The sequence below is a fragment of the Stutzerimonas stutzeri genome (assembly GCF_018138085.1).
Taxonomy (GTDB): domain Bacteria; phylum Pseudomonadota; class Gammaproteobacteria; order Pseudomonadales; family Pseudomonadaceae; genus Stutzerimonas; species Stutzerimonas stutzeri_AI.
In genome coordinates, this window is the sequence record NZ_CP073105.1 from 756016 (window position 1) to 779263 (window position 23248).

At 60.1% G+C, this 23248-nt stretch carries 21 protein-coding genes; 15 read left to right on the forward strand and 6 right to left on the reverse strand.

Going from position 1 to position 23248, the window contains the following annotated elements:
• The first annotated feature begins 222 nt into the window (after positions 1-222).
• The 4 genes from KCX70_RS03675 (at position 223) to KCX70_RS03690 (ending at position 5383) form a co-directional block, all read left to right on the forward strand.
• Entirely contained in the window at positions 223-2670 is a 2448-nt protein-coding gene (locus KCX70_RS03675) for a Lon protease family protein (protein ID WP_212619305.1), read from the forward strand.
• 173 nt (positions 2671-2843) lie between these two features.
• Positions 2844-3179: a hypothetical protein gene (locus KCX70_RS03680; RefSeq protein ID WP_021209794.1), complete on the forward strand. Its 336-nt coding sequence runs from the start codon at positions 2844-2846 to the stop codon at positions 3177-3179.
• Positions 3180-3345: 166 nt separating this feature from the next.
• On the forward strand, positions 3346-3834 hold the full coding sequence (locus KCX70_RS03685; protein WP_021209793.1) for a TIGR00645 family protein: 489 nt from the start codon (positions 3346-3348) through the stop codon (positions 3832-3834).
• 931 nt (positions 3835-4765) lie between these two features.
• A complete protein-coding gene (locus tag KCX70_RS03690) occupies positions 4766-5383 on the forward strand; it encodes an FKBP-type peptidyl-prolyl cis-trans isomerase (protein WP_212619306.1) in 618 nt (205 codons plus the stop codon).
• Positions 5384-5389: 6 nt separating this feature from the next.
• Here the strand turns inward: KCX70_RS03690 and KCX70_RS03695 are convergent, their stop codons facing one another.
• Both KCX70_RS03695 and KCX70_RS03700 read right to left on the reverse strand, forming a co-directional pair.
• Positions 5390-5617: a hypothetical protein gene (locus tag KCX70_RS03695; RefSeq protein ID WP_212619307.1), complete on the reverse strand. Its 228-nt coding sequence runs from the start codon at positions 5615-5617 to the stop codon at positions 5390-5392.
• 156 nt (positions 5618-5773) lie between these two features.
• Complete coding sequence (locus tag KCX70_RS03700) at positions 5774-6742, reverse strand: polyprenyl synthetase family protein (protein WP_212619308.1); 969 nt, start codon at positions 6740-6742, stop codon at positions 5774-5776.
• A 248-nt stretch (positions 6743-6990) separates the two neighbouring features.
• Here KCX70_RS03700 and rplU point away from each other — a divergent pair, with 248 nt between their 5' ends.
• The 5 genes from rplU (at position 6991) to KCX70_RS03725 (ending at position 10652) form a co-directional block, all read left to right on the forward strand.
• Positions 6991-7302, forward strand: a complete 312-nt coding sequence (gene rplU / locus KCX70_RS03705) for a 50S ribosomal protein L21 (protein ID WP_021209788.1) — start codon at positions 6991-6993, stop codon at positions 7300-7302.
• 35 nt (positions 7303-7337) lie between these two features.
• On the forward strand, positions 7338-7595 hold the full coding sequence (rpmA, locus tag KCX70_RS03710) for a 50S ribosomal protein L27 (RefSeq protein ID WP_003281574.1): 258 nt from the start codon (positions 7338-7340) through the stop codon (positions 7593-7595).
• Between the two features lie 163 nt (positions 7596-7758).
• Positions 7759-8976: an Obg family GTPase CgtA gene (gene cgtA, locus KCX70_RS03715; protein ID WP_212619309.1), complete on the forward strand. Its 1218-nt coding sequence runs from the start codon at positions 7759-7761 to the stop codon at positions 8974-8976.
• A 96-nt stretch (positions 8977-9072) separates the two neighbouring features.
• Positions 9073-10191: a glutamate 5-kinase gene (gene proB / locus KCX70_RS03720; RefSeq protein WP_212619310.1), complete on the forward strand. Its 1119-nt coding sequence runs from the start codon at positions 9073-9075 to the stop codon at positions 10189-10191.
• A gap of 8 nt (positions 10192-10199) precedes the next feature.
• Complete coding sequence (locus tag KCX70_RS03725; RefSeq protein ID WP_212619311.1) at positions 10200-10652, forward strand: CreA family protein; 453 nt, start codon at positions 10200-10202, stop codon at positions 10650-10652.
• Positions 10653-10895: 243 nt separating this feature from the next.
• Here KCX70_RS03725 and rpsT read toward each other — a convergent pair whose 3' ends face one another.
• Positions 10896-11168 carry a 30S ribosomal protein S20 gene (gene rpsT, locus KCX70_RS03730; RefSeq protein ID WP_212619312.1) on the reverse strand — a complete coding sequence of 91 codons (273 nt, stop codon included), beginning with the start codon at positions 11166-11168 and terminating at the stop codon, positions 10896-10898.
• Positions 11169-11384: 216 nt separating this feature from the next.
• On the opposite strand from rpsT, the gene murJ reads away from it, so the two are divergent.
• From murJ to ispH, 6 genes are all read left to right on the forward strand, one after another.
• A complete protein-coding gene (murJ, locus tag KCX70_RS03735) occupies positions 11385-12932 on the forward strand; it encodes a murein biosynthesis integral membrane protein MurJ (protein ID WP_212619313.1) in 1548 nt (515 codons plus the stop codon).
• 84 nt (positions 12933-13016) lie between these two features.
• The gene (gene ribF / locus KCX70_RS03740; RefSeq protein WP_102852866.1) at positions 13017-13967 is read left to right on the forward strand and encodes a bifunctional riboflavin kinase/FAD synthetase; all 951 of its coding nucleotides are present in this window, start codon (positions 13017-13019) and stop codon (positions 13965-13967) included.
• Position 13968: 1 nt separating this feature from the next.
• Positions 13969-16800, forward strand: coding sequence for an isoleucine--tRNA ligase (ileS, locus tag KCX70_RS03745; RefSeq protein WP_212619314.1), 2832 nt, complete (start codon positions 13969-13971; stop codon positions 16798-16800).
• A gap of 33 nt (positions 16801-16833) precedes the next feature.
• Positions 16834-17337 carry a signal peptidase II gene (gene lspA, locus KCX70_RS03750; protein ID WP_212619315.1) on the forward strand — a complete coding sequence of 168 codons (504 nt, stop codon included), beginning with the start codon at positions 16834-16836 and terminating at the stop codon, positions 17335-17337.
• Complete coding sequence (locus tag KCX70_RS03755) at positions 17330-17767, forward strand: FKBP-type peptidyl-prolyl cis-trans isomerase (protein ID WP_212619316.1); 438 nt, start codon at positions 17330-17332, stop codon at positions 17765-17767. The genes lspA and KCX70_RS03755 overlap by 8 nt, the downstream gene beginning before the upstream one ends.
• Before the next feature lie 147 nt (positions 17768-17914).
• Positions 17915-18865: a 4-hydroxy-3-methylbut-2-enyl diphosphate reductase gene (gene ispH / locus KCX70_RS03760; protein ID WP_212619317.1), complete on the forward strand. Its 951-nt coding sequence runs from the start codon at positions 17915-17917 to the stop codon at positions 18863-18865.
• Positions 18866-18922: 57 nt separating this feature from the next.
• Here the strand turns inward: ispH and KCX70_RS03765 are convergent, their stop codons facing one another.
• The 3 genes from KCX70_RS03765 to KCX70_RS03775 are packed head-to-tail and all read right to left on the reverse strand — an operon-like array spanning position 18923 to position 23248.
• Positions 18923-19309, reverse strand: a complete 387-nt coding sequence (locus KCX70_RS03765) for a type IV pilin protein (protein ID WP_249121732.1) — start codon at positions 19307-19309, stop codon at positions 18923-18925.
• A gap of 35 nt (positions 19310-19344) precedes the next feature.
• Positions 19345-19659, reverse strand: coding sequence for a PilY2 family type 4a fimbrial biogenesis protein (locus KCX70_RS03770; protein WP_212619319.1), 315 nt, complete (start codon positions 19657-19659; stop codon positions 19345-19347).
• A gap of 4 nt (positions 19660-19663) precedes the next feature.
• Entirely contained in the window at positions 19664-23248 is a 3585-nt protein-coding gene (locus KCX70_RS03775; protein WP_212619320.1) for a pilus assembly protein, read from the reverse strand.

The following is a 23248-nucleotide window of genomic DNA, read 5'->3' on the forward strand; positions in this document are numbered from 1 at the left end:
GTTAGCGTTTGCTCGGGGTGGGAGCAAGCGCATCAGGCGCGTCGATTCGCATCGCCTGCCCGTTCATCGATCTAGCCTGAATGGTCTGCGCAGGCGGTGGTGTCCGATCCAGGGGCAGCGATGCCCGTCGGGGAGGCGTCCTGAATCTTGCAGGCTGGCATGGGCAACGCCAGAATGGCGGCATCACTCGTGGCCCCACGGCCACCTCAGCAAGGATCCCCAATGCCCGAAACCGTCGCTACCGGCTTGCGCCTGGCGCCCGAAGCGCTGACCCGTCCCTTCGAACCCAGTCAATTCGACTTCAAGACCACTGATGAACTGGAGCCTTTTCTCGGTGTGCTCGGCCAGGAGCGCGCGGTAGAAGCCTTGCAGTTCGGCGTGGCGATGCCGCGTCCCGGCTATAACGTATACGTGATGGGCGAGCCGGGTACCGGGCGTTTCTCGTTCGTGCGGCGTTACCTGAAAGCCGAAGGCAAGCGTCTGGCAACGCCTTCGGACTGGGTCTACGTGAACAACTTCGACGAGCCGCGTGAACCGCGTGTGGTGGAGCTGCCGCAGGGGGGCGCCGCGGAGTTCATCGCCGACATCGGTCAGCTGATCGACAACCTCATGGCGACCTTCCCGGCCGTATTCGAGCACCCGAGCTTCCAGCAGAAGAAAAGCGCTATCGACCGCGCCTTCAACCAACGCTACGACAAGGCGCTGGACGTGATCGAGAAGCTCGCGCTGGAAAAGGACATCGCGCTGTACCGCGACAGCAGCAACATCGCCTTCACGCCGATGAAGGACGGCAAATCGATGGACGAGGCGGAATTTGCCCAGCTGCCGGAAGCCGAGCGCGAGCGCTATCACGAGGACATTTCCGCCCTCGAAGTGCACCTGAACGAGGGGCTGGCCAGCCTGCCGCTGTGGAAGCGCGAGTCGAGCAACCAGCTGCGCCAGCTCAATGATGAAACCATCAGCCAGGCGTTGCAGCCGCTGCTGGCGCCACTCTCGGAAAAGTACGGCGAGAACGCCGGCATCGAAGCCTATCTGCAAGCGGTTCAAGTCAACCTGCTGAAGACGGTGGTCGAGCAGTTGGTCGACGAAAACCGTCCGGACGCCCAGACCCGGCAGTTGCTCGAAGAGCAGTACAGCCCGAGTCTGGTGGTGGGGCATCCGCTCGATGGCGGCGCGCCGGTGGTGTTCGAGCCGCATCCAACCTACGACAACCTGTTCGGTCGTATAGAATACAGCACCGATCAGGGCGCGCTCTACACCAGCTATCGCCAGCTGCGTCCCGGCGCGCTGCATCGCGCCAATGGCGGCTTTCTGATGCTGGAAGCGGAAAAGATGCTCAGCGAGCCCTTCGTCTGGGAAGCGCTCAAGCGCGCCTTGCAATCGCGGCGTCTGAAAATGGAGTCGCCGCTGGCCGAGCTGGGTCGCCTGGCGACGGTCACGCTGAATCCGGAGGTCATCCCGCTCAACGTCAAGGTGGTGATCATCGGCTCGCGGCAGCTGTACTACACGCTGCAGGATCTCGATCCGGACTTCCAGGAGATGTTCCGTGTGCTGGTGGATTTCGACGAGGAAATCCCCCTGGCCGAGGACAGCCTCGAGCAGTTTGCCCAGCTAATGAAAACGCGGACCTCGGAGGAGGGCATGGCGCCGCTCACGGCGGCTGCAGTGGCGCGCCTGGCGACCTACAGCGCGCGACTGGCCGAGCATCAGGGGCGGCTGTCGGCGCGTATCGGCGATCTGTTCCAGCTGGTCAGCGAGGCTGACTTCATTCGCCAGCTGGCCAAGGACGAGGTCACCGACGTCGGCCATATCGAGCGCGCCCTGAAAGCCAAGGCCACCCGCACCGGCCGCGTCTCGGCACGCATCCTCGAAGACATACTCGCCGGCGTCATTCTGATCGACAGCGAAGGCGCCGCGATCGGCAAGTGCAACGGCTTGACCGTGCTCGAGGTCGGCGATTCGGCGTTCGGCATGCCGGCACGGATTTCCGCCACCGTTTATCCGGGCGGCTCGGGGATTGTCGATATCGAGCGCGAGGTCAATCTTGGCCAGCCGATTCACTCCAAGGGTGTGATGATCCTGACCGGCTTCCTCGGCAGCCGCTATGCGCAGGAGTTTCCGCTGGAAATCTCCGCCAGCATCGCGCTGGAACAATCCTACGGTTACGTCGATGGCGACAGTGCCTCGCTGGGCGAGTGTTGTGCGTTGATCTCGGCCATCTCGCGCACCCCGCTCAAGCAGTGCTTCGCCATCACCGGCTCGATCAATCAGTTCGGCGAGGTGCAGGCAGTCGGCGGCGTGAATGAAAAGATCGAAGGCTTTTTCCGCCTTTGCGAGGCGCGAGGACTGACGGGCGAGCAGGGCGCGATCATCCCCTTCGCCAACGTCACGACCCTGATGCTCGACGAGCGGGTGCTGGAGGCCGTGCGCCAGGAACGCTTCCACATTTATGCCGTGCGCCATGTGGATGAAGCGCTATCCTTGTTGGTAGGTGAACCCGTAGGCGCAGCGGACAAGGACGGGCAGTTTCCCAAGGGCAGCGTCAACGCGCGAGTGGTGGAGCGCTTGCGCGACATCGCCGAGATCGAGCTCGAAGAGGATGGCAAAGGTGATACGCCGGCCGGCGCGGTGTCGGCGAACACCTCTGCGAAAGGCACCGAGCAGAACTAGCCGAGCTTGGGTGAGTAACAAACGGACGGAACGATGTGAGCGGCGGCGGGTCTGCAGTGGAGGAGCGTTTTTCACTCCCTATCCACATGGTTATCCACAAGCTTCGTGGATAAACGGGTTGCCGCTCATTCGTCCTGAATGACGGCGCGCAACCTAGCGCGAGGATCGCCGTCATGTCTCACACGCTTTGTCTGAACCGTCAGTGCTTGGGTCTGGTGACCCGTATCGAATGCACGATCCGTCCGCTGGCGGGCGGTAATGGTTTATGGACCCTGCTTTGCGCTGCGGGGCTCGACGCTGGGCAACCCACCGCGATCAAGGCGCAGGGGCCATTCCACGGGCCTCGCGAGGCCGAATCGGTGTTGCAGGCCATAGCCAGTAATCTGCAAGGCCAGGGCTATGGCGAGTCCGACTCTCCTTCTATCTGGCAGCTGCACATGCAGGCGGAGCTGCGCAAGGTCAATGCCAACCAGGCCCGCTATCTCGGCGGCTGGGAGTCCAGGCCCTGATCGATGGTCCGGCTTGACCGGCTTGCAGCTGGTTTTCCGGTCTCGCCCGGTGTTGCCTCGAAATTCTTATCCACAAACTGAAAATACCTTGCAACAGGGCTTTGTTGAACGCTCTGTTGCGCTGCGTATACTCGCCAGCCGTGACCTCCCACCACAGTGAGAACAGATGGAACGCTTCATCGAGAACAGCATGTATGCCGCCCGCTGGTTGCTGGCGCCTATCTACTTCGGCTTGGCGTTCGCGCTGTTGGCGCTGGCGATCAAGTTCTTTCAGGAAATCTGGCACATTCTTCCTTCGGTGCTCTCGCTGAGCGAGGGCGACCTGATCCTCAGGTTGCTTTCCCTTATCGACATGGCACTGGTGGGTGGTCTTCTGGTCATGGTGATGTTGTCCGGCTATGAAAACTTCGTGTCGCAGCTGAACGTCGACGAAGGCAAGGAAAAGCTCGACTGGCTGGGCAAGATGGATTCCGGTTCGCTGAAGATGAAGGTCGCGGCTTCGATCGTGGCGATTTCTTCCATCCACCTGTTGCGCATGTTCATGGATGCCCAGCAGCTCGAGAGCGAGCAGCTGATGTGGTACGTGATCATCCACCTGACGTTCGTTTTCTCCGCCTTTGCGATGGGCTATCTGGACAAGCTCACCAAGCATTGACGCGCCGACGGCTCGGTCGCTGCGTGACCAGCACCTTTGATCGGCGCCACGCCGAAGCCCCCTTGTAGGAGCAAGCTCTGCTTGCGACCTGCTGTGGCGCGAAAAGCTCGGTCGCGGCCAGAGGCCACTCCTACACAAGCAGTGCGCTCGATCGAGCCTGCAAGGCTCAACACCGGCGCGGTGACCTGTCCGCTTCACCCCGCGCCCCTGTAGGAGCAAGCTCTGCTTGCGACCTGCCGCCACGCGGAAAGCCTAGGTCGTGGCCAGAGGCCACTCCTACACAAGCAGTCCGCTCGATCGAGCTTACGAGGCTCAACGCCGGCGCGGTGACCCGTCCGCTTCACCCGCGCCACGCCGAAGCCCCCTGTAGGAGCAAGCTCTGCTTGCGACCTGCAGCGGCGCGAAAAGCTCGGTCGCGGCCAGAGGCCACTCCTACACAAGCAGTCCGCTCGATAGAGCCTAACAGGCGCCAACGCCGGCGCGGTGCCCTGTCCGCTTTACCCGCGTCACGCCGAAGCCCCCTGTAGGAGCAAGCTCTGCTTGCGACCTGCCGCCACGCGGAAAGCCTCGGTCGCGGCCAGACGCCACTCCTACACAAGTAGTCCGCTCGATCGAGCCCAACCGGCCCAACGCCGGCGCGGTGCCCCGTCCGCTTCACCCCGCGCCCTGTAGGAGCAAGCTCTGCTTGCGACTTGCAGCGGCGTGGAAAGCTCGGTCGCGGCCAGAGGCCACTCCTACACAAGCAGTCCGCTCGATCGACGAGATGTGCGGGCTGGCCGAGGTGTTCGTCGGCCGCTGCGGGTGCCGATCAGCTTACGGTCGGCCTGGTAGCGACGGGTCGCGACATAGGCGTTTCCATGTCGGCCTGTCTTTATCGGGCTGTTCGTCGCTGTGCTAGGCTGTGCGCCCTTTTTTCCAGCGGAGCCCAGACATGACCGACCTCAACCTATCCACCGACGAAACGCGCGTGAGCTATGGCATCGGCCGTCAGCTGGGTGACCAGTTGCGCGAGAACCCGCCACCGGGCATCAGCCTGGATGCCGTGATCGCCGGCATTCGTGACGCCTTCGGCAGTGTCGCCAGCCAGGTCAGTCCGGAAGACCTGAACGCCAGCTTCGCTGTGATCCGTGAGCGCATGCAGGCTGAAGCGCAGCGCAAGGCGGAAGCCGCGGCGGGTGAGGGCAAGGCGTTTCTGGCCGAGAATGCCAAGCGAGACGGTGTGACCACACTGGCGTCGGGGCTGCAGTACGAAATCCTGACGGCGGGCGAGGGCGCCAAGCCGACCGCCGAAGATCAGGTGCGTACCCACTATCACGGCACGCTGATCGATGGCACCGTCTTCGACAGCTCTTACCAGCGTGGCCAGCCTGCCGAGTTTCCAGTCGGTGGCGTGATTGCCGGCTGGACTGAGGCGCTGCAATTGATGGGCGTGGGCAGCAAGTGGCGGCTCTATGTGCCAAGCGAGCTGGCCTACGGCGCTCAGGGCGTCGGCAGTATCCCGCCGCACAGCGTTCTGGTGTTCGACGTCGAACTGCTCGCTGTCCTGTAAGGACCGCTACGGGCGCAACGCCCGGGCATAGGAGAACAGGAACAGGTTGCGTACCTGTTTCTTGAGCACGCAGGGTTCGCTGGTGCTCAGCTCCTGCAGGTCCAGATCGCCCTGGTCACGAAGCTCGTCCAGGGCGTCTCCCTCCAGAGAAACGCATACGGCACCCGTGTTGCGATCAAGAATTCTCAAGTAGGGCTGTGGTCGGTCCAGCCAGGCATCGATCAGATAAGTCATGGTCGCCTCCAGTTGATTTCGTTAATGAGAATAATTGTTATTTGCAAAGATGCAAGCGCAAAAAATCTCAGCGGCGATCAATGGCGAGCGGACCGATGTTCATGCAGGTTGAGCGGGCATTGAGTAGGGTGCTCAAGCGCACCCTTTAATGGCAGTTCAGTGGGTGCGGGCGACAGCGAAACGGCTGAGTTCCACCAGGGCGTCGCGATAGCAGTTGGCCGGAATGAGTTCCAGGCAGGCGATTGCCCGATCAGCATAGTCGCGCGCCAGGCGGGCGGTGTACTCAAGGGCACCGGAGGCCTCTACCGCGTTGCGAATGCTTTCGAGATCTTCGATGCCGCCCTTCTGAATGGCCTTACGCACCAGTGCGGCCTGTTCCGCTGTGCCCTCGCGCATGGTGTAGATCAGCGGCAGCGTCGGCTTGCCTTCGGCCAGGTCATCACCGACGTTCTTGCCGAGGGTTTCGGCATCGCCCTGGTAATCGAGCAGATCATCGACCAGCTGAAAGGCGATGCCCAGGTAGTCGCCGAATGTACGGAGCGCCTCGCGCTGCGTCTCACTGGCACCCGCCAGCGTCGCGGCGCTGTGCGTGGAGGCTTCGAAGAGCATGGCTGTCTTGCCGCGGATGACTTCCATGTAAATTTCTTCGGTGGTGCTGGCGTCACGAACCTTGGACAGCTGCAGCACTTCGCCTTCGGCGATGACCCGCGTGGCCTGGGAAATGATGCGCATGACCGGCATCGAGCCCAGGTCGACCATCATTTCGAAAGAGCGCGCATAAAGGAAGTCGCCGACCAGTACGCTGGGGGCGTTGCCCCATAGCGCGTTAGCCGTGGAGCGGCCACGGCGCATCCCAGACATGTCGACCACATCGTCGTGCAGCAGCGTCGAGGTGTGCAGGAACTCTATGATGGCGGCCAGCAGGCGCAATTGATCGCCTTTGAGACCCAGCGCATTGCCGCTGAGCAGGACCAGCAGGGGGCGCAGGCGCTTGCCGCCGGCCGAGGTGATGTAGTCCCCGATCTTTTCCACCAGCGGTACGCGGGAAGTCAGTTGGTTGCGGATGATGCCGTCAACGGCGGCAAAATCGTCAGCCACTACTTGGTAAAAGGCCTGGGGTTGCATCGGGGACGAGTACTCCTCGGAGATTGCGCGGCATGCTATGGGGCGGGTCAGACACTGTCAAGGCAAGGCCAGGCGGCTATTGCGCAGGCATTGGTGGATGCGTACAATCGCGGACCCTGAACTTTCCCCCTGGGCATTTCCCTGCCTTACGCAATTGCAAGGGCGTCCCTTCCGGCCCCGAGCAGCCATGCCAGCCACCAACTATTTCACTTAAGCGCTGGGTGAGCAGGATCAACGGAGATACACAGATGTACGCAGTTATCGTTACTGGCGGCAAGCAATACAAGGTCGCCGAAGGCGAGTACCTCAAGATTGAAAAACTCGAAGTTGCCACTGGCGAAGCAGTCACTTTTGACCGCGTTCTGCTGATCGGCAACGGCGACGATGTCAAAATCGGCGCTCCGGTGGTCGATGGTGCCAAGGTCACTGCTGAAGTGATCGCCCAAGGTCGTCATGACAAGGTCAGCATCATCAAATTCCGCCGTCGTAAGCACCACATGAAGCGTCAGGGCCACCGTCAGTGGTTCACTGAGGTCAAAATCACCGGTATTCAGGGCTAATCGGGCCTGAATCCCCTAACAGGAGTATTGAACTCATGGCACACAAAAAAGCTGGCGGTTCTACCCGCAACGGTCGCGACTCAGAAGCCAAACGTCTTGGCGTGAAGATGTACGGCGGCCAGGCCATCAAGGCCGGTAACATCATCGTGCGTCAGCGCGGCACCCAGTTCCATGCCGGTTACGGCGTTGGCATGGGTAAGGATCACACCCTGTTCGCGAAAGTGGAAGGCGTGATCAAGTTCGAAGTGAAGGGCGCTTTCGGTCGTCGCTACGTGAGCGTCGTCGCAGCCTAACTGCGGCGTTGCTGGAAAAGCCCTGTCATGCGACGGGGCTTTTTTGTTTCTGTATGCTTTATAGGGCTCTTGCAAAACATTGCTTTGCTCTAGTTTTCGCCGGGTTTTGCAAGACCCTTATGTTCCTGTTTTCTAGCCCGTCCCTGCGGCGGGAGGCGTTCCCATGAAATTCGTCGATGAAGTATCGATTTTTGTAAAGGCCGGTGACGGCGGTAACGGCATGATGAGCTTTCGTCGCGAGAAGTTCATCGAGAAGGGCGGCCCCAACGGGGGTGACGGTGGTGATGGTGGCTCCGTTTATCTGGAGGCCGACGAGAACCTCAATACGCTGGTCGACTATCGCTATACCCGCCGCTTCAATGCGCCGAACGGCCAGAAGGGCGGCAGTACCGAGTGCACCGGTGCCAAGGGCGAGGATTTGATCCTGCCGGTGCCGGTCGGCACCACGGTGATCGATGCCGCCACCCAGGATGTAATCGGTGACCTGACCAGGGCCGGGCAGCGGCTGTTGGTCGCCCAAGGCGGCTGGCACGGCCTGGGCAACACCCGCTTCAAGTCGAGCACCAATCGTGCGCCGCGGCAGACGACGCCGGGCAAACCGGGTGATGCGCGGGATCTGAAGTTGGAGCTGAAGGTGCTGGCTGACGTCGGTCTGCTGGGCTTGCCGAATGCTGGCAAGAGCACCTTCATCCGCTCGGTATCGGCCGCCAAGCCGAAGGTTGCCGATTACCCGTTCACCACGCTGGTGCCGAACCTCGGCGTGGTCAGTGTCGGGCGCTACAAGAGCTTCGTGATCGCGGACATTCCAGGGCTGATCGAGGGCGCATCCGAGGGTGCCGGTTTGGGTATTCGCTTCCTCAAGCACCTGGCGCGTACGCGTTTGTTGCTGCATCTGGTGGACATGGCGCCGCTCGACGAGAGCGATCCTGCCGATGCGGCTGAGGTCATTCTCAACGAGCTGGAGAAATTCAGTCCGGCGCTGGCTCAGCGTGATCGCTGGCTGGTGTTGAACAAGGCCGATCAGCTGCTCGAGGAGGATCGTGAGGAGCGGGTTCGTCAGGTGGTCGAGCGTCTCGAGTGGACGGGGCCGGTATTCGTGATCTCCGCGCTGGAGAGCGAGGGTACCGAGGCGCTGAGTCAGGCCATCATGCGTTATCTGGATGAGCGCACTGTGCGCATTGCCGAAGAGCCCGCCTATGCCGAAGCGCTCGCCGAGCTGGATCAGCAGATCGAGGACGAGGCGCGTGCGCGTCTGCAGGAGCTCGATGATCAGCGGGCGTTGCGTCGTGCCGGGGTCAAGGCGGCCGTCGATGCGGATGACGATGACTTCGACGACGATGATGATGACGAAGGCGGCGCTGAAATCTTCTACGTCCGCTAAAGGTTTGTACGCGTAGTTGTGCCTATGGGTGAGTGGTCGTTGGGCTGCTTCGTCTGCAGTTCACCGAGTGGTTTGGCCGGATAGAAGGCGGGATCGATGCGGGACAAGGTGAGCGGCGCGCGGCGCTGGGTGGTGAAGATCGGCAGTGCGCTGCTGACCGCTGATGGGCGTGGGCTTGACCAGGCGGCAATGGCCGTCTGGGTCGACCAGATGGTGGCGTTGCGTCAGGCAGGCGTTGAGTTGGTGCTGGTGTCGTCCGGTGCGGTGGCTGCTGGCATGAGTCGGCTCGGTTGGACGGTGCGGCCCAAGGCCGTTCATGAGTTGCAGGCCGCCGCTGCGGTGGGGCAGATGGGGCTCATTCGCGCCTGGGAGGCCAGCTTCGGTCGTTGCGACCAGCAGACCGCACAGGTCCTGGTGACCCATGACGATCTGTCCGACCGCAAGCGCTATCTCAATGCGCGAAGCACGCTGCGTACGCTCATCGATCTCGGCGTGGTGCCGGTCATCAACGAAAACGACACCGTGGTCACCGACGAGATCCGCTTCGGTGACAACGACACCCTTGCGGCGCTGGTCGCGAACCTGGTCGAGGCCGACTTGCTGGTGATCCTTACGGATCGCGATGGGATGTTCGATGCGGATCCGCGTAACAATCCCGACGCCAATCTGATCAGTGAAGCGCGTGCCGATGACCCAGCGCTGGATGCGGTGGCGGGTGCAGTGGGTGGTGCGCTCGGCCGTGGCGGTATGCAGACCAAGTTGCGGGCGGCGCGCCTGGCGGCTCGCTCGGGTGCGCATACGGTCATTGCCGGCGGGCGTATCGAGCAGGTGCTGGCGCGACTGAAAGCGGGTGAGCAGCTGGGTACTCTGCTGGCGCCCGAGCGCAATCGCCATGCGGCGCGCAAGCAATGGCTCGCCGGGCATTTGCAGACGCGTGGCTCGGTCACGCTGGATGCTGGCGCGGTGCATGCGTTGAAGCAGGGTAATCGCAGCTTGTTGCCGGTCGGCGTGAAGGCCGCGCAGGGTGGGTTCCGTCGTGGTGAGATGGTGGTCTGTGTAGGGCCTGACGGGCGAGAAGTGGCTCGCGGCCTGGCGAATTACAGTGTTGCGGAAACTCAGCGGATCCTGGGGCATTCATCCGACGAGATAGAAAAGCTGCTTGGTTATGTCGATGAGCCCGAGCTCATTCATCGTGACAACATGATTCTGGTATGAGGTGCTCGATGCGACTGGCTAAAGCGCTGCTGGTGTTGCTGGCCTGGCCGGTGGTTGGGATGGCGCGGGAAGTGGGTGAGGTCGATACGGTCTTCAAGTGGCTGGGGCCGAACCACAAGATCGTCGTGGAGGCGTTCGATGATCCCAAGGTCGAGGGCGTGACCTGCTATCTTTCCCGGGCGAAAACGGGTGGTATCAAGGGTGGCCTCGGTCTTGCGGAGGATCGTGCGGAGGCGTCGATCGCCTGTCGTCAGGTCGGCCCGATCCGCATGAGCGACAAGCTCAAGGATGGCGAGGTGGTATTCAAGGAGCGGACGTCGCTGGTGTTCAAGACGATGCAAGTGGTGCGTTTCTTCGATGAGGCGCGCAATACCTTGGTCTATCTCGTCTATAGCGATCGCGTCATCGAAGGCAGTCCGCAGAACGCGGTGACCGCTATTCCGGTACGGCCGTGGCCGTAATGCGGTAAGGCTGTAAAGCCGATAAAGGCGCTGGAGGCTGGGCGCGATAGCAAAGTTCAGGCTCTGCGCTGCCAAAAAGATAGTGTGTTTCCGGGTGGGTGGCCCATGCTGTCCAGCCTCCAGCCTCCAGCCTCCAGCCTCCAGCCTCCAGCCTCCAGCCTCCAGCCTCCAGCCTCCAGCCTCCAGCCTGTTTGTAGGCATAAAAAAACCGGCTCAAGGCCGGTTTTTTCAAGAACGTACAGCTCAGGCAGCAGCGCCGAGGGCCTTGATATGGCCATTCAGGCGGCTCTTGTGGCGAGCGGCTTTGTTCTTGTGGATGATGCCTTTGTCGGCCATACGGTCGATTACAGGCACGGCTGCGGTGTAAGCAGTACGAGCTTTATCCAGATCTTTTGCGTCAATGGCTTTGACCACATTCTTGATGTAGGTACGAACCATGGAGCGCAAGCTGGCGTTGTGGCTGCGACGCTTCTCAGCCTGAATTGCGCGTTTTTTGGCGGAAGGGCTGTTGGCCACCGTCGAACTCCTCGAAAACGTGGGATTACAAAGCAAATAAGGCCGCGAATCATGCCGATGCGGCGCGGGCTTGTCAAGCCTGCTTGAAGATTGATGACGCTGGCCGGACAGAAGGGCTGCCGCTAAACTCGCGGCCTCTTTATCTGTCGTAATTGCCCGTCGATTCCGTTGGCCTGTGCCTGACCGGAACCTCTGCAGCAACTTCTAGGAAAACAAATGTCCGAGACATCCGGTAAAGGCGGATTGTTGCGTTCCAGCGCGGTGGTCAGCGTGATGACGCTGCTTTCCCGCGTGCTGGGCATGGTACGCGATATGGTCGTGGCGAGCTACTTCGGCTCCGGCGCGTCGGCTGACGCCTTCTTCATTGCGTTCAAGATCCCCAATTTCCTGCGCCGCCTGTTTGCCGAAGGCGCCTTCGCGCAGGCGTTCGTGCCGGTGCTGTCCGAGTACCGGGCCAAGCGGACGCTCGCCGAGGTCAAGCTTCTGGTCGACCGCACCGCGGGCATGCTCGGGCTGATTTTGACCGGTATCACGGCTCTGGGCGTGCTGGCCTCGCCTTACGTGGTGATGCTGTTTGCGCCGGGCTTCCATGACGATCCGGCGAAGATGCAACTGGCCGGCGAGCTGCTGCGTATCACCTTCCCTTATCTTTTGTTGATCTCGCTCACCGCCTTCACGTCCGGCGTGCTCAACACCTATGGGCACTTCGCGGTGCCGGGCTTCACCCCGGTATTGTTGAACGTATGCATGATCACTTCGGCCGTCTTCCTTACGCCTTATTTCGATCAGCCGATCATGGCGCTGGCATGGGGCGTGTTCATTGCCGGCTTCGCTCAGTTGGCCTTTCAACTGCCCTATGTCGCGAAGCTGGGGCTCTTGCCGCGCCCGCGCGTAAGGTTCGGAGACGAGGGCGTGCGGCGAATCATGCTGCTGATGGTTCCTGCGCTGTTCGGTGTATCGGTCAGTCAGATCAATCTCCTGCTCGATACCGTGCTCGCCTCGTTTCTGCAGACCGGAAGCGTATCGTGGCTCTACTATGCCGATCGCCTGTCGGAGTTGCCCCTGGGCGCCTTTGGTATCGCCATCGGTACGGTGATATTGCCAAGCCTGTCGCGGCAGCACGCTGGCGACGATCCGGAGGCATTTTCCGGTACGCTCAACTGGGCGCTGCGCATGGTGTTGCTGGTTGGAGTGCCCGCGGCGCTCGCGCTGGGTATCCTTGCCGAGCCGCTGATCGCGAGCCTGTTCTTCTACGGGGCCATGACCGAGGAGGCCGTGGTGCAATCGGCCAATGCGCTCGAGGCATATTCGTTGGGCGTATTGGCGTTCATGCTGATCAAGGTTCTGGCGCCCGGCTTCTTCGCCCGTCAGGATCTGAAGACCCCTGTGCGGGTTGCAATCATCTGCATGATCGCCAACATGGTGATGAACCTGATACTGATCTGGCCGCTCCAGCACGTCGGGCTGGCGCTGGCGACGTCGCTGTCGTCGATGCTCAACGCGGGATTGCTGTTCTGGGGGCTGTACCGCATCGGTGTGTTCCGGTTGGCGCCGGGCTGGGGGATTTTCCTGCTGCGTCTGGCTGGCGGCTGTGCCGCAATGGTGGGCACGGTTTGGTGGCTCAACGTGCCGTCCACCGAATGGTTCGCCTGGGGCTGGCAAGCGCGCGCGCTGCAGTTGAGTTTGCTGATTCTGGCAGGCTTGGCGGCTTTCGCGGCAGGACTGGTGGTGCTTGGTTTGCGGCCGCGGCATCTTCGTCACTGATCAGCGCCGAGGGGCGGCGGCAAACCTGTCCGTGATTGCCGGGTCATGCGTATAATCGACGACTTTTCAATCAAGAAGTGCGGTATGCAGCTGGTTCGAGGTCTTCATAACCTGCGGCCCCGACATCGGGGGTGCGTCGCCACCATCGGCAATTTCGACGGTGTTCACCGGGGGCACCAGGCCATCCTGGCGCGTCTTCGCGAGCGCGCCGCCGATCTCGGCCTGCCCAGCTGCGTGGTTATTTTCGAGCCACAGCCACGCGAGTATTTTGCTCCGGACAAGGCGCCCGCCCGGCTGACCCGTCTTCGTGAAAAACTCCTGCTCCTGGATGAGCAGGGCGTCGATCTGGTGCTATGCCTGGCCTTCAATCGCCGTTTGCGCGAGCTCAGCGCCGCCGAGTTCGTCCACGCGACACTGGTCGAGGGCCTTGGCGTCCGGCATCTGGAAGTGGGGGATGATTTCCGGTTCGGCTGTGACCGCGCCGGCGATTTCAATTTCCTGCTGAAGGCCGGCGCCGCAGAAGGGTTTACGGTCGAGGCCGCCACCACTATCGAGGTCGACGGCGAGCGCGTCAGCAGCACTCGGTTGCGTCAGGTGCTTGCCGCTGGTGATCTGCCGCTGGCGGAGAAGCTGCTGGGCCGGCCGTTCAGCATTACCGGCCGGGTACTGCACGGGCAGGCGCTGGGTCGTCAGCTCGGCGCGCCAACTGCGAATATCCAGCTCAAGCGCAAGAGCACACCGCTAAGTGGTGTATTCATGGTCAGTACGGAGCTGGAAGGCCGGCCGCAGCCAGGGGTGGCTAATATCGGGGTGCGACCGTCGGTGCAAAGCGATGGCCATCCGCACCTGGAAGTCCATCTGCTCGACTATCAGGGCGACCTTTATGGGCGTCGGCTACGCGTGACCTTTCACCACAAGCTGCGGGACGAGCAGCGCTTCGCCTCGCTGGAGGCACTCAAGACGGCGATCGAAGCGGATATCGCCGCAGCTCGCGAATACTGGCGGGCTTCACCCTTTATCACGAGTCAGGACTGAAATGACCGATTACAAAGCGACCCTCAATCTGCCGTCCACGGCATTTCCGATGAAGGCCGGTCTGCCACAGCGCGAGCCGGAGATTCTGCAGCGCTGGAACAGCATCGACCTGTACGGGAAGCTGCGGCAGATTGGCGAAGGTCGTCCGAAGTTCGTCCTGCATGACGGCCCGCCGTACGCCAACGGCAGCATCCATATCGGCCATGCGGTGAACAAGGTCATCAAGGATTTCATCGTCCGCTCCAAGACTCTTGCCGGGTTCGACGCGCCTTATGTTCCAGGCTGGGACTGCCATGGCCTGCCGATCGAGCACAAGGTCGAGATCACCTACGGCAAGAATCAGCCCGCCGACCTGACGCGCGAGCGCTGCCGCGCCTACGCCGCCGAGCAGATCGAAGGGCAGAAGGCCGACTTCATCCGCCTCGGCGTGCTCGGTGAGTGGGACAACCCCTACCGCACCATGGACTTTGCCAACGAAGCCGGCGAAATCCGCGCATTGGCGAAGATGGTCGAGGGCGGTTTCGTCTTCAAGGGCCTCAAGCCGGTGAACTGGTGCTTCGACTGCAGCTCGGCGCTGGCCGAGGCGGAAGTCGAGTACCAGGATAAGAAGTCCGATGCCATCGACGTCGCTTTCCAGGTCGAGGACGCAGACAAGCTGGCCGAGGCCTTCGGTGTGCCGGCCTTGTCCAAGCCCGCCAGCATCGTCATCTGGACCACCACGCCCTGGACCATTCCGGCCAACCAGGCGCTGAACGTCCATCCCGATTTCGTTTATGCGCTGGTCGACACTGGCGACCGGCTGCTGGTGCTCGCCGAAGAGCTGGTCGAATCCTGCCTGCAACGCTATGAACTGCAGGGCGAGATCATCGCCCGCTGCGAGGGACGTGCGCTGGAGCTCATCCGCTTCTGCCATCCGTTCTACGAGCGGTTCTCGCCGGTCTATCTGGCCGACTACGTGGAAACCGGCGCCGGTACCGGTATCGTCCATTCGGCGCCTGCCTATGGTGAGGACGACTTCCGCTCCTGCAAGCACTACGGCATGGAGAATGACGACATTCTCAGCCCGGTTCAGAGCCATGGTGTCTACGTCCCGGATCTGCCGTTCTTCGGCGGCCAGTTCATCTGGAAGGCCAACCCGGCGATCGTCGAGAAGCTGCGTGAGGTGGGTGCACTGCTCAAGCACGAGTCGATCCAGCACAGCTACATGCATTGCTGGCGGCACAAGACGCCGCTGATCTACCGCGCCACGGCGCAGTGGTTCGTCGGCATGGACAAGGTCGCGCATGACGGCAGCTCGCTGCGTCGCCGCGCACTGGACGCCATCGAACAGACCGAATTCGTCCCCGCGTGGGGCCAGGCGCGCCTGCACGGAATGATCGCCGGGCGTCCGGACTGGTGCATCTCGCGCCAGCGCACCTGGGGCGTGCCGATCCCGTTCTTCCTGCACAAGGAAAGCGGCGACCTGCATCCGCGCACCGTCGAACTGATGGAGGCGGTTGCCCAGCGTGTGGAGCAGGGCGGCATCGAGGCTTGGTCGAAACTGGACGCAGCCGAGTTGCTGGGCGACGAAGCGGCGCAGTACGAGAAGATCAGCGACACCCTCGACGTCTGGTTTGACTCCGGCACGACCCATTGGCACGTGATGCGTGGCTCGCATCCGATGGGGCATGAGCAGGGGCCGCGTGCGGACCTCTATCTCGAAGGCTCCGACCAGCATCGCGGCTGGTTCCACTCCTCGCTGCTGACCGGTTCGGCAATCGACGGCCACGCGCCGTACAAGGGGCTACTGACGCATGGCTTCGTCGTCGACGAGAACGGTCGCAAGATGTCCAAATCGCTGGGCAACGTCGTAGCGCCACAGGAAGTCACCGATAGCCTGGGTGCCGATATCCTGCGCCTGTGGGTCGCCTCGACCGACTACTCGGGGGAAATGGCGGTTTCCAAGGTGATCCTGCAGCGCAGCGCCGATTCCTATCGCCGTATTCGCAACACCGCGCGTTTTCTGCTCTCCAATCTCGACGGCTTCGATCCGGCGCAGCATCTGCTGCCGAACGATCAGCTGATCGCCTTGGACCGCTGGGCCATCGACCGCGCCCTGCTGTTGCAGCGCGAAATCGAGGAAGCCTACGGCGCCTATAAGTTCTGGAATGTCTATCAGAAGGTGCACAACTTCTGCGTGCAGGAGCTGGGCGGCTTCTATCTGGACATCATCAAGGATCGCCAGTACACCACGGGCGCCGACAGCCTGCCGCGGCGCTCCTGCCAGACGGCGCTGTATCACATCGCCGAAGCGCTGGTGCGCTGGATCGCGCCGATCCTCTCGTTCACTGCCGATGAAATCTGGCAGTACCTGCCAGGCGAGCGCAACGAGTCCGTGATGCTCAACACCTGGTATGAGAGGCTTGCGCAACTGCCGGCAGACGTCGAGCTTGGCCGCGAATTCTGGGACAAGGTCATGGCCGTCAAGGCTGCGGTCAACAAGGAACTAGAGGCGCGTCGCGCAGCCAAGACCCTCGGTGGCAACCTGCAGGCCGAGGTCGTGCTGTATGCCGAGGAGGCGCTGGCAGCCGACCTGGCTAAGCTGGGTAACGAGTTGCGCTTCGTCCTGATTACTTCTGCGGTACGTGTCGCTCCGCTTGCCGAAGCACCGGCCGATGCGGTCGAAAGCGAAGTGGCCGGCCTGAAACTATCGGTCGCCAAAACCGAAAATCCCAAGTGCGGGCGTTGCTGGCACCACCTGCCGGACGTGGGCACCCATGCCGAGCACCCGGAAATCTGCGGCCGCTGCGTGGAGAACATCGAGGGTGCTGGAGAGGTTCGCCACTATGCGTGATGGCCTCGGTCTTTCGGCGCAAGGGCGCCTCGCATGAGCGCCCGTTTCGGCAAGCTGGCGTGGCTCTGGTTGAGCGTGCTAGTCATCGTGTTGGACCAGGCGAGCAAGCACTACTTCGAAACCAACTTCCGTCTGTACCAAAAGGTCGAGGTGATCCCGGACTACTTCGCCTGGACCCTCGCCTATAACACCGGAGCGGCTTTCAGCTTCCTCGCCGATCACTCCGGCTGGCAGCGTTGGCTATTTGCCGCGATCGCCATTGGCGTTAGTGCGGTACTGGTGGTCTGGCTGAAGCGGCTGAAGCCCAGCGAAAGCTGGCTCGCCGTCGCGCTGGCATTGGTACTGGGAGGCGCGCTCGGCAACCTCTATGACCGCATGGTGCTTGGACACGTCGTCGACTTCATTCTGGTGCATTGGCAGAACCGCTGGTATTTCCCAGCGTTCAACATCGCTGACAGCGCCATCACGGTAGGCGCTGTGATGCTGGCGCTGGACATGTTCCGTAGCAGTAAAACGAGAGAAATAGCAAATGACTGAACAGCGTATCGGTCCGGACACGCAGGTCACACTGCATTTCGCGCTCAGCCTGGAAAATGGTGAGCAGGTCGACACCACCTTCGACAAGCAGCCGGCGACGTTCAAGGTCGGAGACGGGAACCTGTTGCCTGGATTCGAGCAACAATTGTTCGGGCTCAAGGCCGGCGACAAACGCACCTTCCAGATCGCCCCGGAGCAGGGGTTCGGTCAGCACAACCCGCAAAACGTGCAAACCATGCCGCATAGTCAGTTCGAGGGCATGGAGCTGTCGGAGGGCTTGCTGGTGATCTTCAATGATGCGGCCAAGACCGAGTTGCCCGGTATCGTCAAGAGCTTCGATGACCGTCAGGTCACTGTCGACTTCAACCATCCCCTGGCTGGCAAGGCGTTGACTTTCGAAGTGGAGATATTCGAGGTCAAATCGGTCTGAGTTTTCGGTCGTCCGCACGCAGCGCCTCAAGGGAGGATTGCGGACGACCATGACGCTTCGCTAGCTGCCGGTCCGCTGCTATCCACCATAGCGCCATTCGCATCGATACACTTCACAACTCATCCGTCCCGAGCGTCGAGAGGCCATATGCAAATCAAACTCGCCAATCCGCGTGGCTTTTGTGCCGGTGTCGACCGGGCCATCGAGATCGTCAACCGTGCGCTGGAAGTCTTCGGGCCGCCGATCTATGTGCGGCACGAGGTCGTGCACAACAAGTTCGTGGTCGAAGATCTGCGCGAGCGGGGCGCCATCTTCGTTGACGAACTGGACCAGGTGCCGGATGGGTACATCGTCATCTTCAGCGCCCACGGCGTATCCCAGGCCGTGCGGATGGAAGCCGACAAGCGCGGCCTGAAGGTCTTCGATGCGACCTGTCCGCTAGTGACCAAGGTGCATCTGGAAGTGACCAAGTACAGCCGTGAGGGCCGTGAATGCATTCTCATCGGCCATGAAGGGCACCCTGAAGTCGAAGGCACCATGGGCCAGTACGACACCGCCAATGGCGGCTCGATCTACCTGGTCGAGGACGAAAGCGATGTGGCCAATCTTCAGGTACGCAACCCTGAAGAACTGGCGTTCGTCACCCAGACGACACTGTCCATGGACGACACCAGCCGCGTGATCGATGCGCTGCGCACGCGGTTCCCAAGCATCGGCGGCCCCCGCAAGGACGACATCTGCTATGCCACCCAGAACCGTCAGGACGCCGTCAAGCAGCTGGCCGGCGAGTGTGATGTGGTACTGGTAGTCGGCAGCCCCAACAGCTCGAACTCCAACCGCTTGCGCGAGTTGGCCGAGCGCATGGATACGCCGGCCTACCTGATCGATGGCGCGGAAGACCTCAAGCAGGAATGGTTCGAAAACATCAACCGAATCGGCATCACCGCCGGCGCCTCGGCACCAGAGGTACTGGTGCGTGGGGTTATCGAACGGCTAAAAGAGTGGGGCGCAACCGGCATGGACGAGCTGGATGGCCGACCGGAGAATGTGACCTTTTCCATGCCGAAGGAGTTGCGGTTGAAGGCGGTGGATGGCTAGTGCTAGGCCCGTAATCAAGCCGGCTAATGCCGGCCTGATTTATAAACGGGTAATAGCTTACTTCCAACACACATCGACGCTTTTAGTTCCGCTATTACCTTTGATGCCTCGGGCATTTAGGGTCAGATTGCCGCAGGAAGAGTCTCCAAAGCTCTGCGTTGCGGTAAGCGTATAGCCCCCGTCATTGGCATTTGTGCCGATCGTCAAGGTGTACTTACCGTTATCAGATTTAACGGTAGTGCCGCTGGTGCCTCGCAGGCCTAGCTTGGCTATGTCTGCCGCCGCAATTACATAGCGATTATTTTGTGCGAAGAAGCGCTCTTGGCTCGCAGCTGCGTCATTAAGCAATGCCTGCCCCTCAGTTCGATTGCTACGTTGCACATATTCGGTGTAGTTGGGGTAAGCGATAGCAGCAAGTATCCCCAGAATGCCGACGACGATCATAAGTTCGATCAGAGTGAAGCCTTTGTGTGCTGCAGTCACGGCTGCTCTCCTTGTTCAACGCGGCGTACGGAGTCTGGATATAGATAGACCGACTCAATGATCGAGCGTGGCGAGGCTTCTGTGCCGCTGAAGCTGATTAGGTATCCAGGCTTTAGCTGGAGTATCGCTGGCGTTCCGTTTATTACCGTGTTGTTCGGCAGTGCGTAAGTCGTCTGCTCGACGACTACGAGATTCTCGCCAAGCCGCACCTCGTCGATCGTTCCTACGGCTTCGAAGGTCGCTGCGTTCGCTAGGCCCGATAGCAATATCAGCGATATTGCTGCAAGCGGGATGTGCAATCTGGTATTCATGTGATTACTCCCCTATTGGACGCCAGCTCTGACGGCCGAGACTGGAAGGGTCTGGGAAAACCGGCTTGCATTCGAGGCCGGTGCATAGCTCGTATTTAGCGTCTGGGCCTTGCCCCAAGGTCAGGCCACCCTCGCCGTCCTGCCGTACCGCGGAGATGACCGTGTCAGGACTGTTGGCACTACGATGATCGACGAAAGCATGGTACAGAGTGCGCCCCCCTGTCTGGGGATTGATCGCGTATGTCCAGGTTTCGACACCCGCCGAGCAGGGGTCTGCATTAGGGACTAGCGTCTGGAAAAACAAGGTCCTTCCTAAAGTGACCATATTCTCGATCATCATCTCGCTACCAAGCTTCAGATCAAAGAACCATCCATACTTAAGTCCCTCATTGTCGGTCCACTGGGCCGTTGTCGATGATGGCGGAATGGCCCACTTAACGCCGTTTTCACTCAATAGACGGGCATCTCGACCAGTTACTTCGCTTTCAAGCGTTGTGTTCATCGACTGAGCCTGAAGTTTTTCTCTGGTCAAGCTAGCTGGCTGCAAGCTGCCGTTGGGGTTGAGAGTATCGGTGTCCCAGATGCCATAGATGCTTTGCGTCGTGGATGAGCCGTCCTTGTCACCCTCTTCGAAATATTTGCCCGTACCGAAAACAACCAAATAACCGTGCAGTGTGGGATGGCGGATGATGGAGGGCGCTGCGGTGATGGGTTGGCGTGCACCCGTGTCAGTGACTGCTTTGAAAATTGGCTTGTTGGAATAAGAGACCTTGAATCCAATTTCCGCCGTGTTTGTTTCATTCTCCTGACGGGTATAAGGGGCCACCATGTCTTCTGGAGTAAGGTTGAACCGCCAAAGATTACCCTGAAGATCGCCGGCGTATGCGAAGTCCGCCACGCCGTCCGCATTGAAGTCGGCCAGCTTTGGGGTAGACAGGCCATTGGCTACGCCTTTTTCGCCGGTGACTTCCAGGCTCTTGGTGAGTTTGCCGGTCTCCATGTCGATAATCAGCAGCGCTGCCTTGCCGCTGTCCTTGTTGGTGCTGTCATAACCATTGCCGGTAACCACAGCCCACTTGCCGTTATGTAATCTCGCTATCGTGGGTTGTGGGAAACTGTAACCCAAACGCACGTTATTACTGCTAGGGATCGAGCTGTCATGGAATTCCCACAACAATTTGATCTCAGCAGGATCGGTTACATCCAGTGCGAACAACCCCTTCCCGCCAGCGCGTAACGTGCCAACCAGCACGGTGCGCCATGCTCCGGCTATATAAACGTCGGCAACAACTGGGGAGCCATCGACATAAAACTGATGGTGAGCGCCCTGATAGTTCTTACCCGTCAGTTTGTGGAGCTTTGGGAAAACCGCAGTTGGAACGAACGCGAAAGCTTCCTGTCCCGAGGACGCGTCGAAGCCGTGCAGCATCCCGTCATTGACGCCAACATAGACACGAGGTGCACGTTTCTGCTGCAGCTTGACAAAGTCGGCGTACTTGCTCCCCGGATGTAGGCGCTCGGCATAGCTGCTCAAATAACGAGCACCGCGCACGGTCACCGGCTTTGAAGCAATCATGTCGCCAAGGATGGTATGGCGCTTACGAAACAGAACTTCCTCCTTGCTGCGATCACCCTTAAGAAAATTCAAGCGAAGCTGTGCGTTTGTGTAATCTGTCTCCAGCGTGTCGCCATCATCCGGATCCTGTCGCAAGAAATAGGCGAGAGTGCCAGGCGTTGCTGGGTCACCGGCTTGGCTCCACGTTAGCTCACTAAGGCCATCAGTATCTCGAAACGCTTCACCGGTAGGGGCAGCAATAGTTATGTTCCGGCTCGCACTACGGCTGGCGAGCTTGTCACGAGCACTCCACTCCTCTGTAGTCGTAGCCTCGTAAAGGCCGGCTACAGCATTGAGTGTTTTAGTCTTCAGGTAGCCCTTGATATCACCTGCCCAACTTTCGTTGCTTGAATAAGACGTCTGGTAGGCATAGCTCACCAATCCGCCTGTTCCGTCATCTAGCATGCCCGAGTTGATGGCCGGGCTGGCGGCAGACGTATTGCGTTCAGCAATACGGCTCAGAATTTTCTGAAACGCGGTAACCATATCCTCCGGCGAATCGACGCTGAAGAACTCCCCGCGCGAATTGATTGCTGCGTGCCAAAGCTCATAAACGTTCTGCTCTGCGTTGCTGGCAGGCGCTGGCCAGGCCGCCTGACCACTTAGAAATCTAGAATAGTCTCCGGTAAACGTGCTGCCTCCCCACGCAGGATTGATCAGCGTTCGAGTCAGACCTAGACCCAGCGTGTAATTAACCATGTGCTGCCAAGTGGCTGGATTATTTCTGGGGTTCCAGTACTGGAGATTTTCAGAATCGCTCGGGTCTGCAATGTAGGGTTTAACCTTATTATCAATACCCGGGGCTGCGTCCTCTGCCCAGTATTTGAAAGCTAGGTCCGCGAGTGTGTTGGAGCTATCGTCGCCAAATGGCGTCCGGGAGGAATAAGTTTTGCCGTCTGGCAATTTTCGAGACGTCCCGTCATAGTTTCCGATACCGATACTGGTGCTTTCATTCCAAACCCCGTCTGTCATCAATATATGATAGGAAGGTCGGCAAGAAAACTTTGCGCCAATGGAGGAGCCTGGAGAGTCTGCCCAAGGCCCATTTACGTCCGTGCGCTTCAGGAACTCTCCTGCCCGCTGTGTCGCTGCGCGTAATGGTGTTGATCCTGATGCAGGGATATCTGAAAGCCAATCAAAAAAGCTTTGCCGTTGACTTCCGGAAAAGTTTCTCAGGTAGTTTGGGAATGACCCTGTTCGGCCCGAGCATGATCCGCTTCCTATTCCTTGGCAGGAGTTAAGCATTTGCCACGTAATCCGTACGTTTTCTGGCAAGCTGTGGAAAGCTAGATTGGCTGCTGTTGCAGTGGCGAGCGATCGCGTGCGATAGAAAGAATACCAGTTAGCAAAGTTTTGTTGCTCTGTGCTCGGGACCGATACGCGGGTGTAACAACTGTTATTGCTGATTTGGGAATCCGTGCAGATATCTGACCTGAAGTTATAATAGTACGCCGCAGTGCCGTTTCTATAGCTTCCAGATACTGAAAATGGATGTGAGGCAAATGTCTGGCCAGTGCTGCCCGGGGTATAGCTCTTGGTAGCAAGATAGTCACTGCTCAGGTTGATACTTCCCTTAGCTGGCGAATATCCGTCTATGGGGGCATTCGTAAAGGTTGGCTTAGGGTAGGAGGTGACAGTGGTCAGGCCAGTGCTCGCGTTGTAGCTGAGCTTTTTAGGTAATTCGTATTTTGCTGCTGGATTATAATACATGGGGTTGTAGCGTGAGGCGAAATACCGCGCTTGCGACGCGTTTCTGTCTGTCCTGGCATCGCCGCTAATGCCGTCGGGCGCATATGCATAGGACATACTTCCAGAGTCGTCAAGTGTCACAAGCAGGTTAGGTGCAACCCCTTCGGTAAGCGATAAAGGTTGTTGAGATATTGCGGCGCTCAAACTAAAAGGAGCAGATAAGATGGCCGAGCCAAGGGCTGCCGCGATGAGGGTTTTTACACCGTCGGAATATTTAGCGCTCAT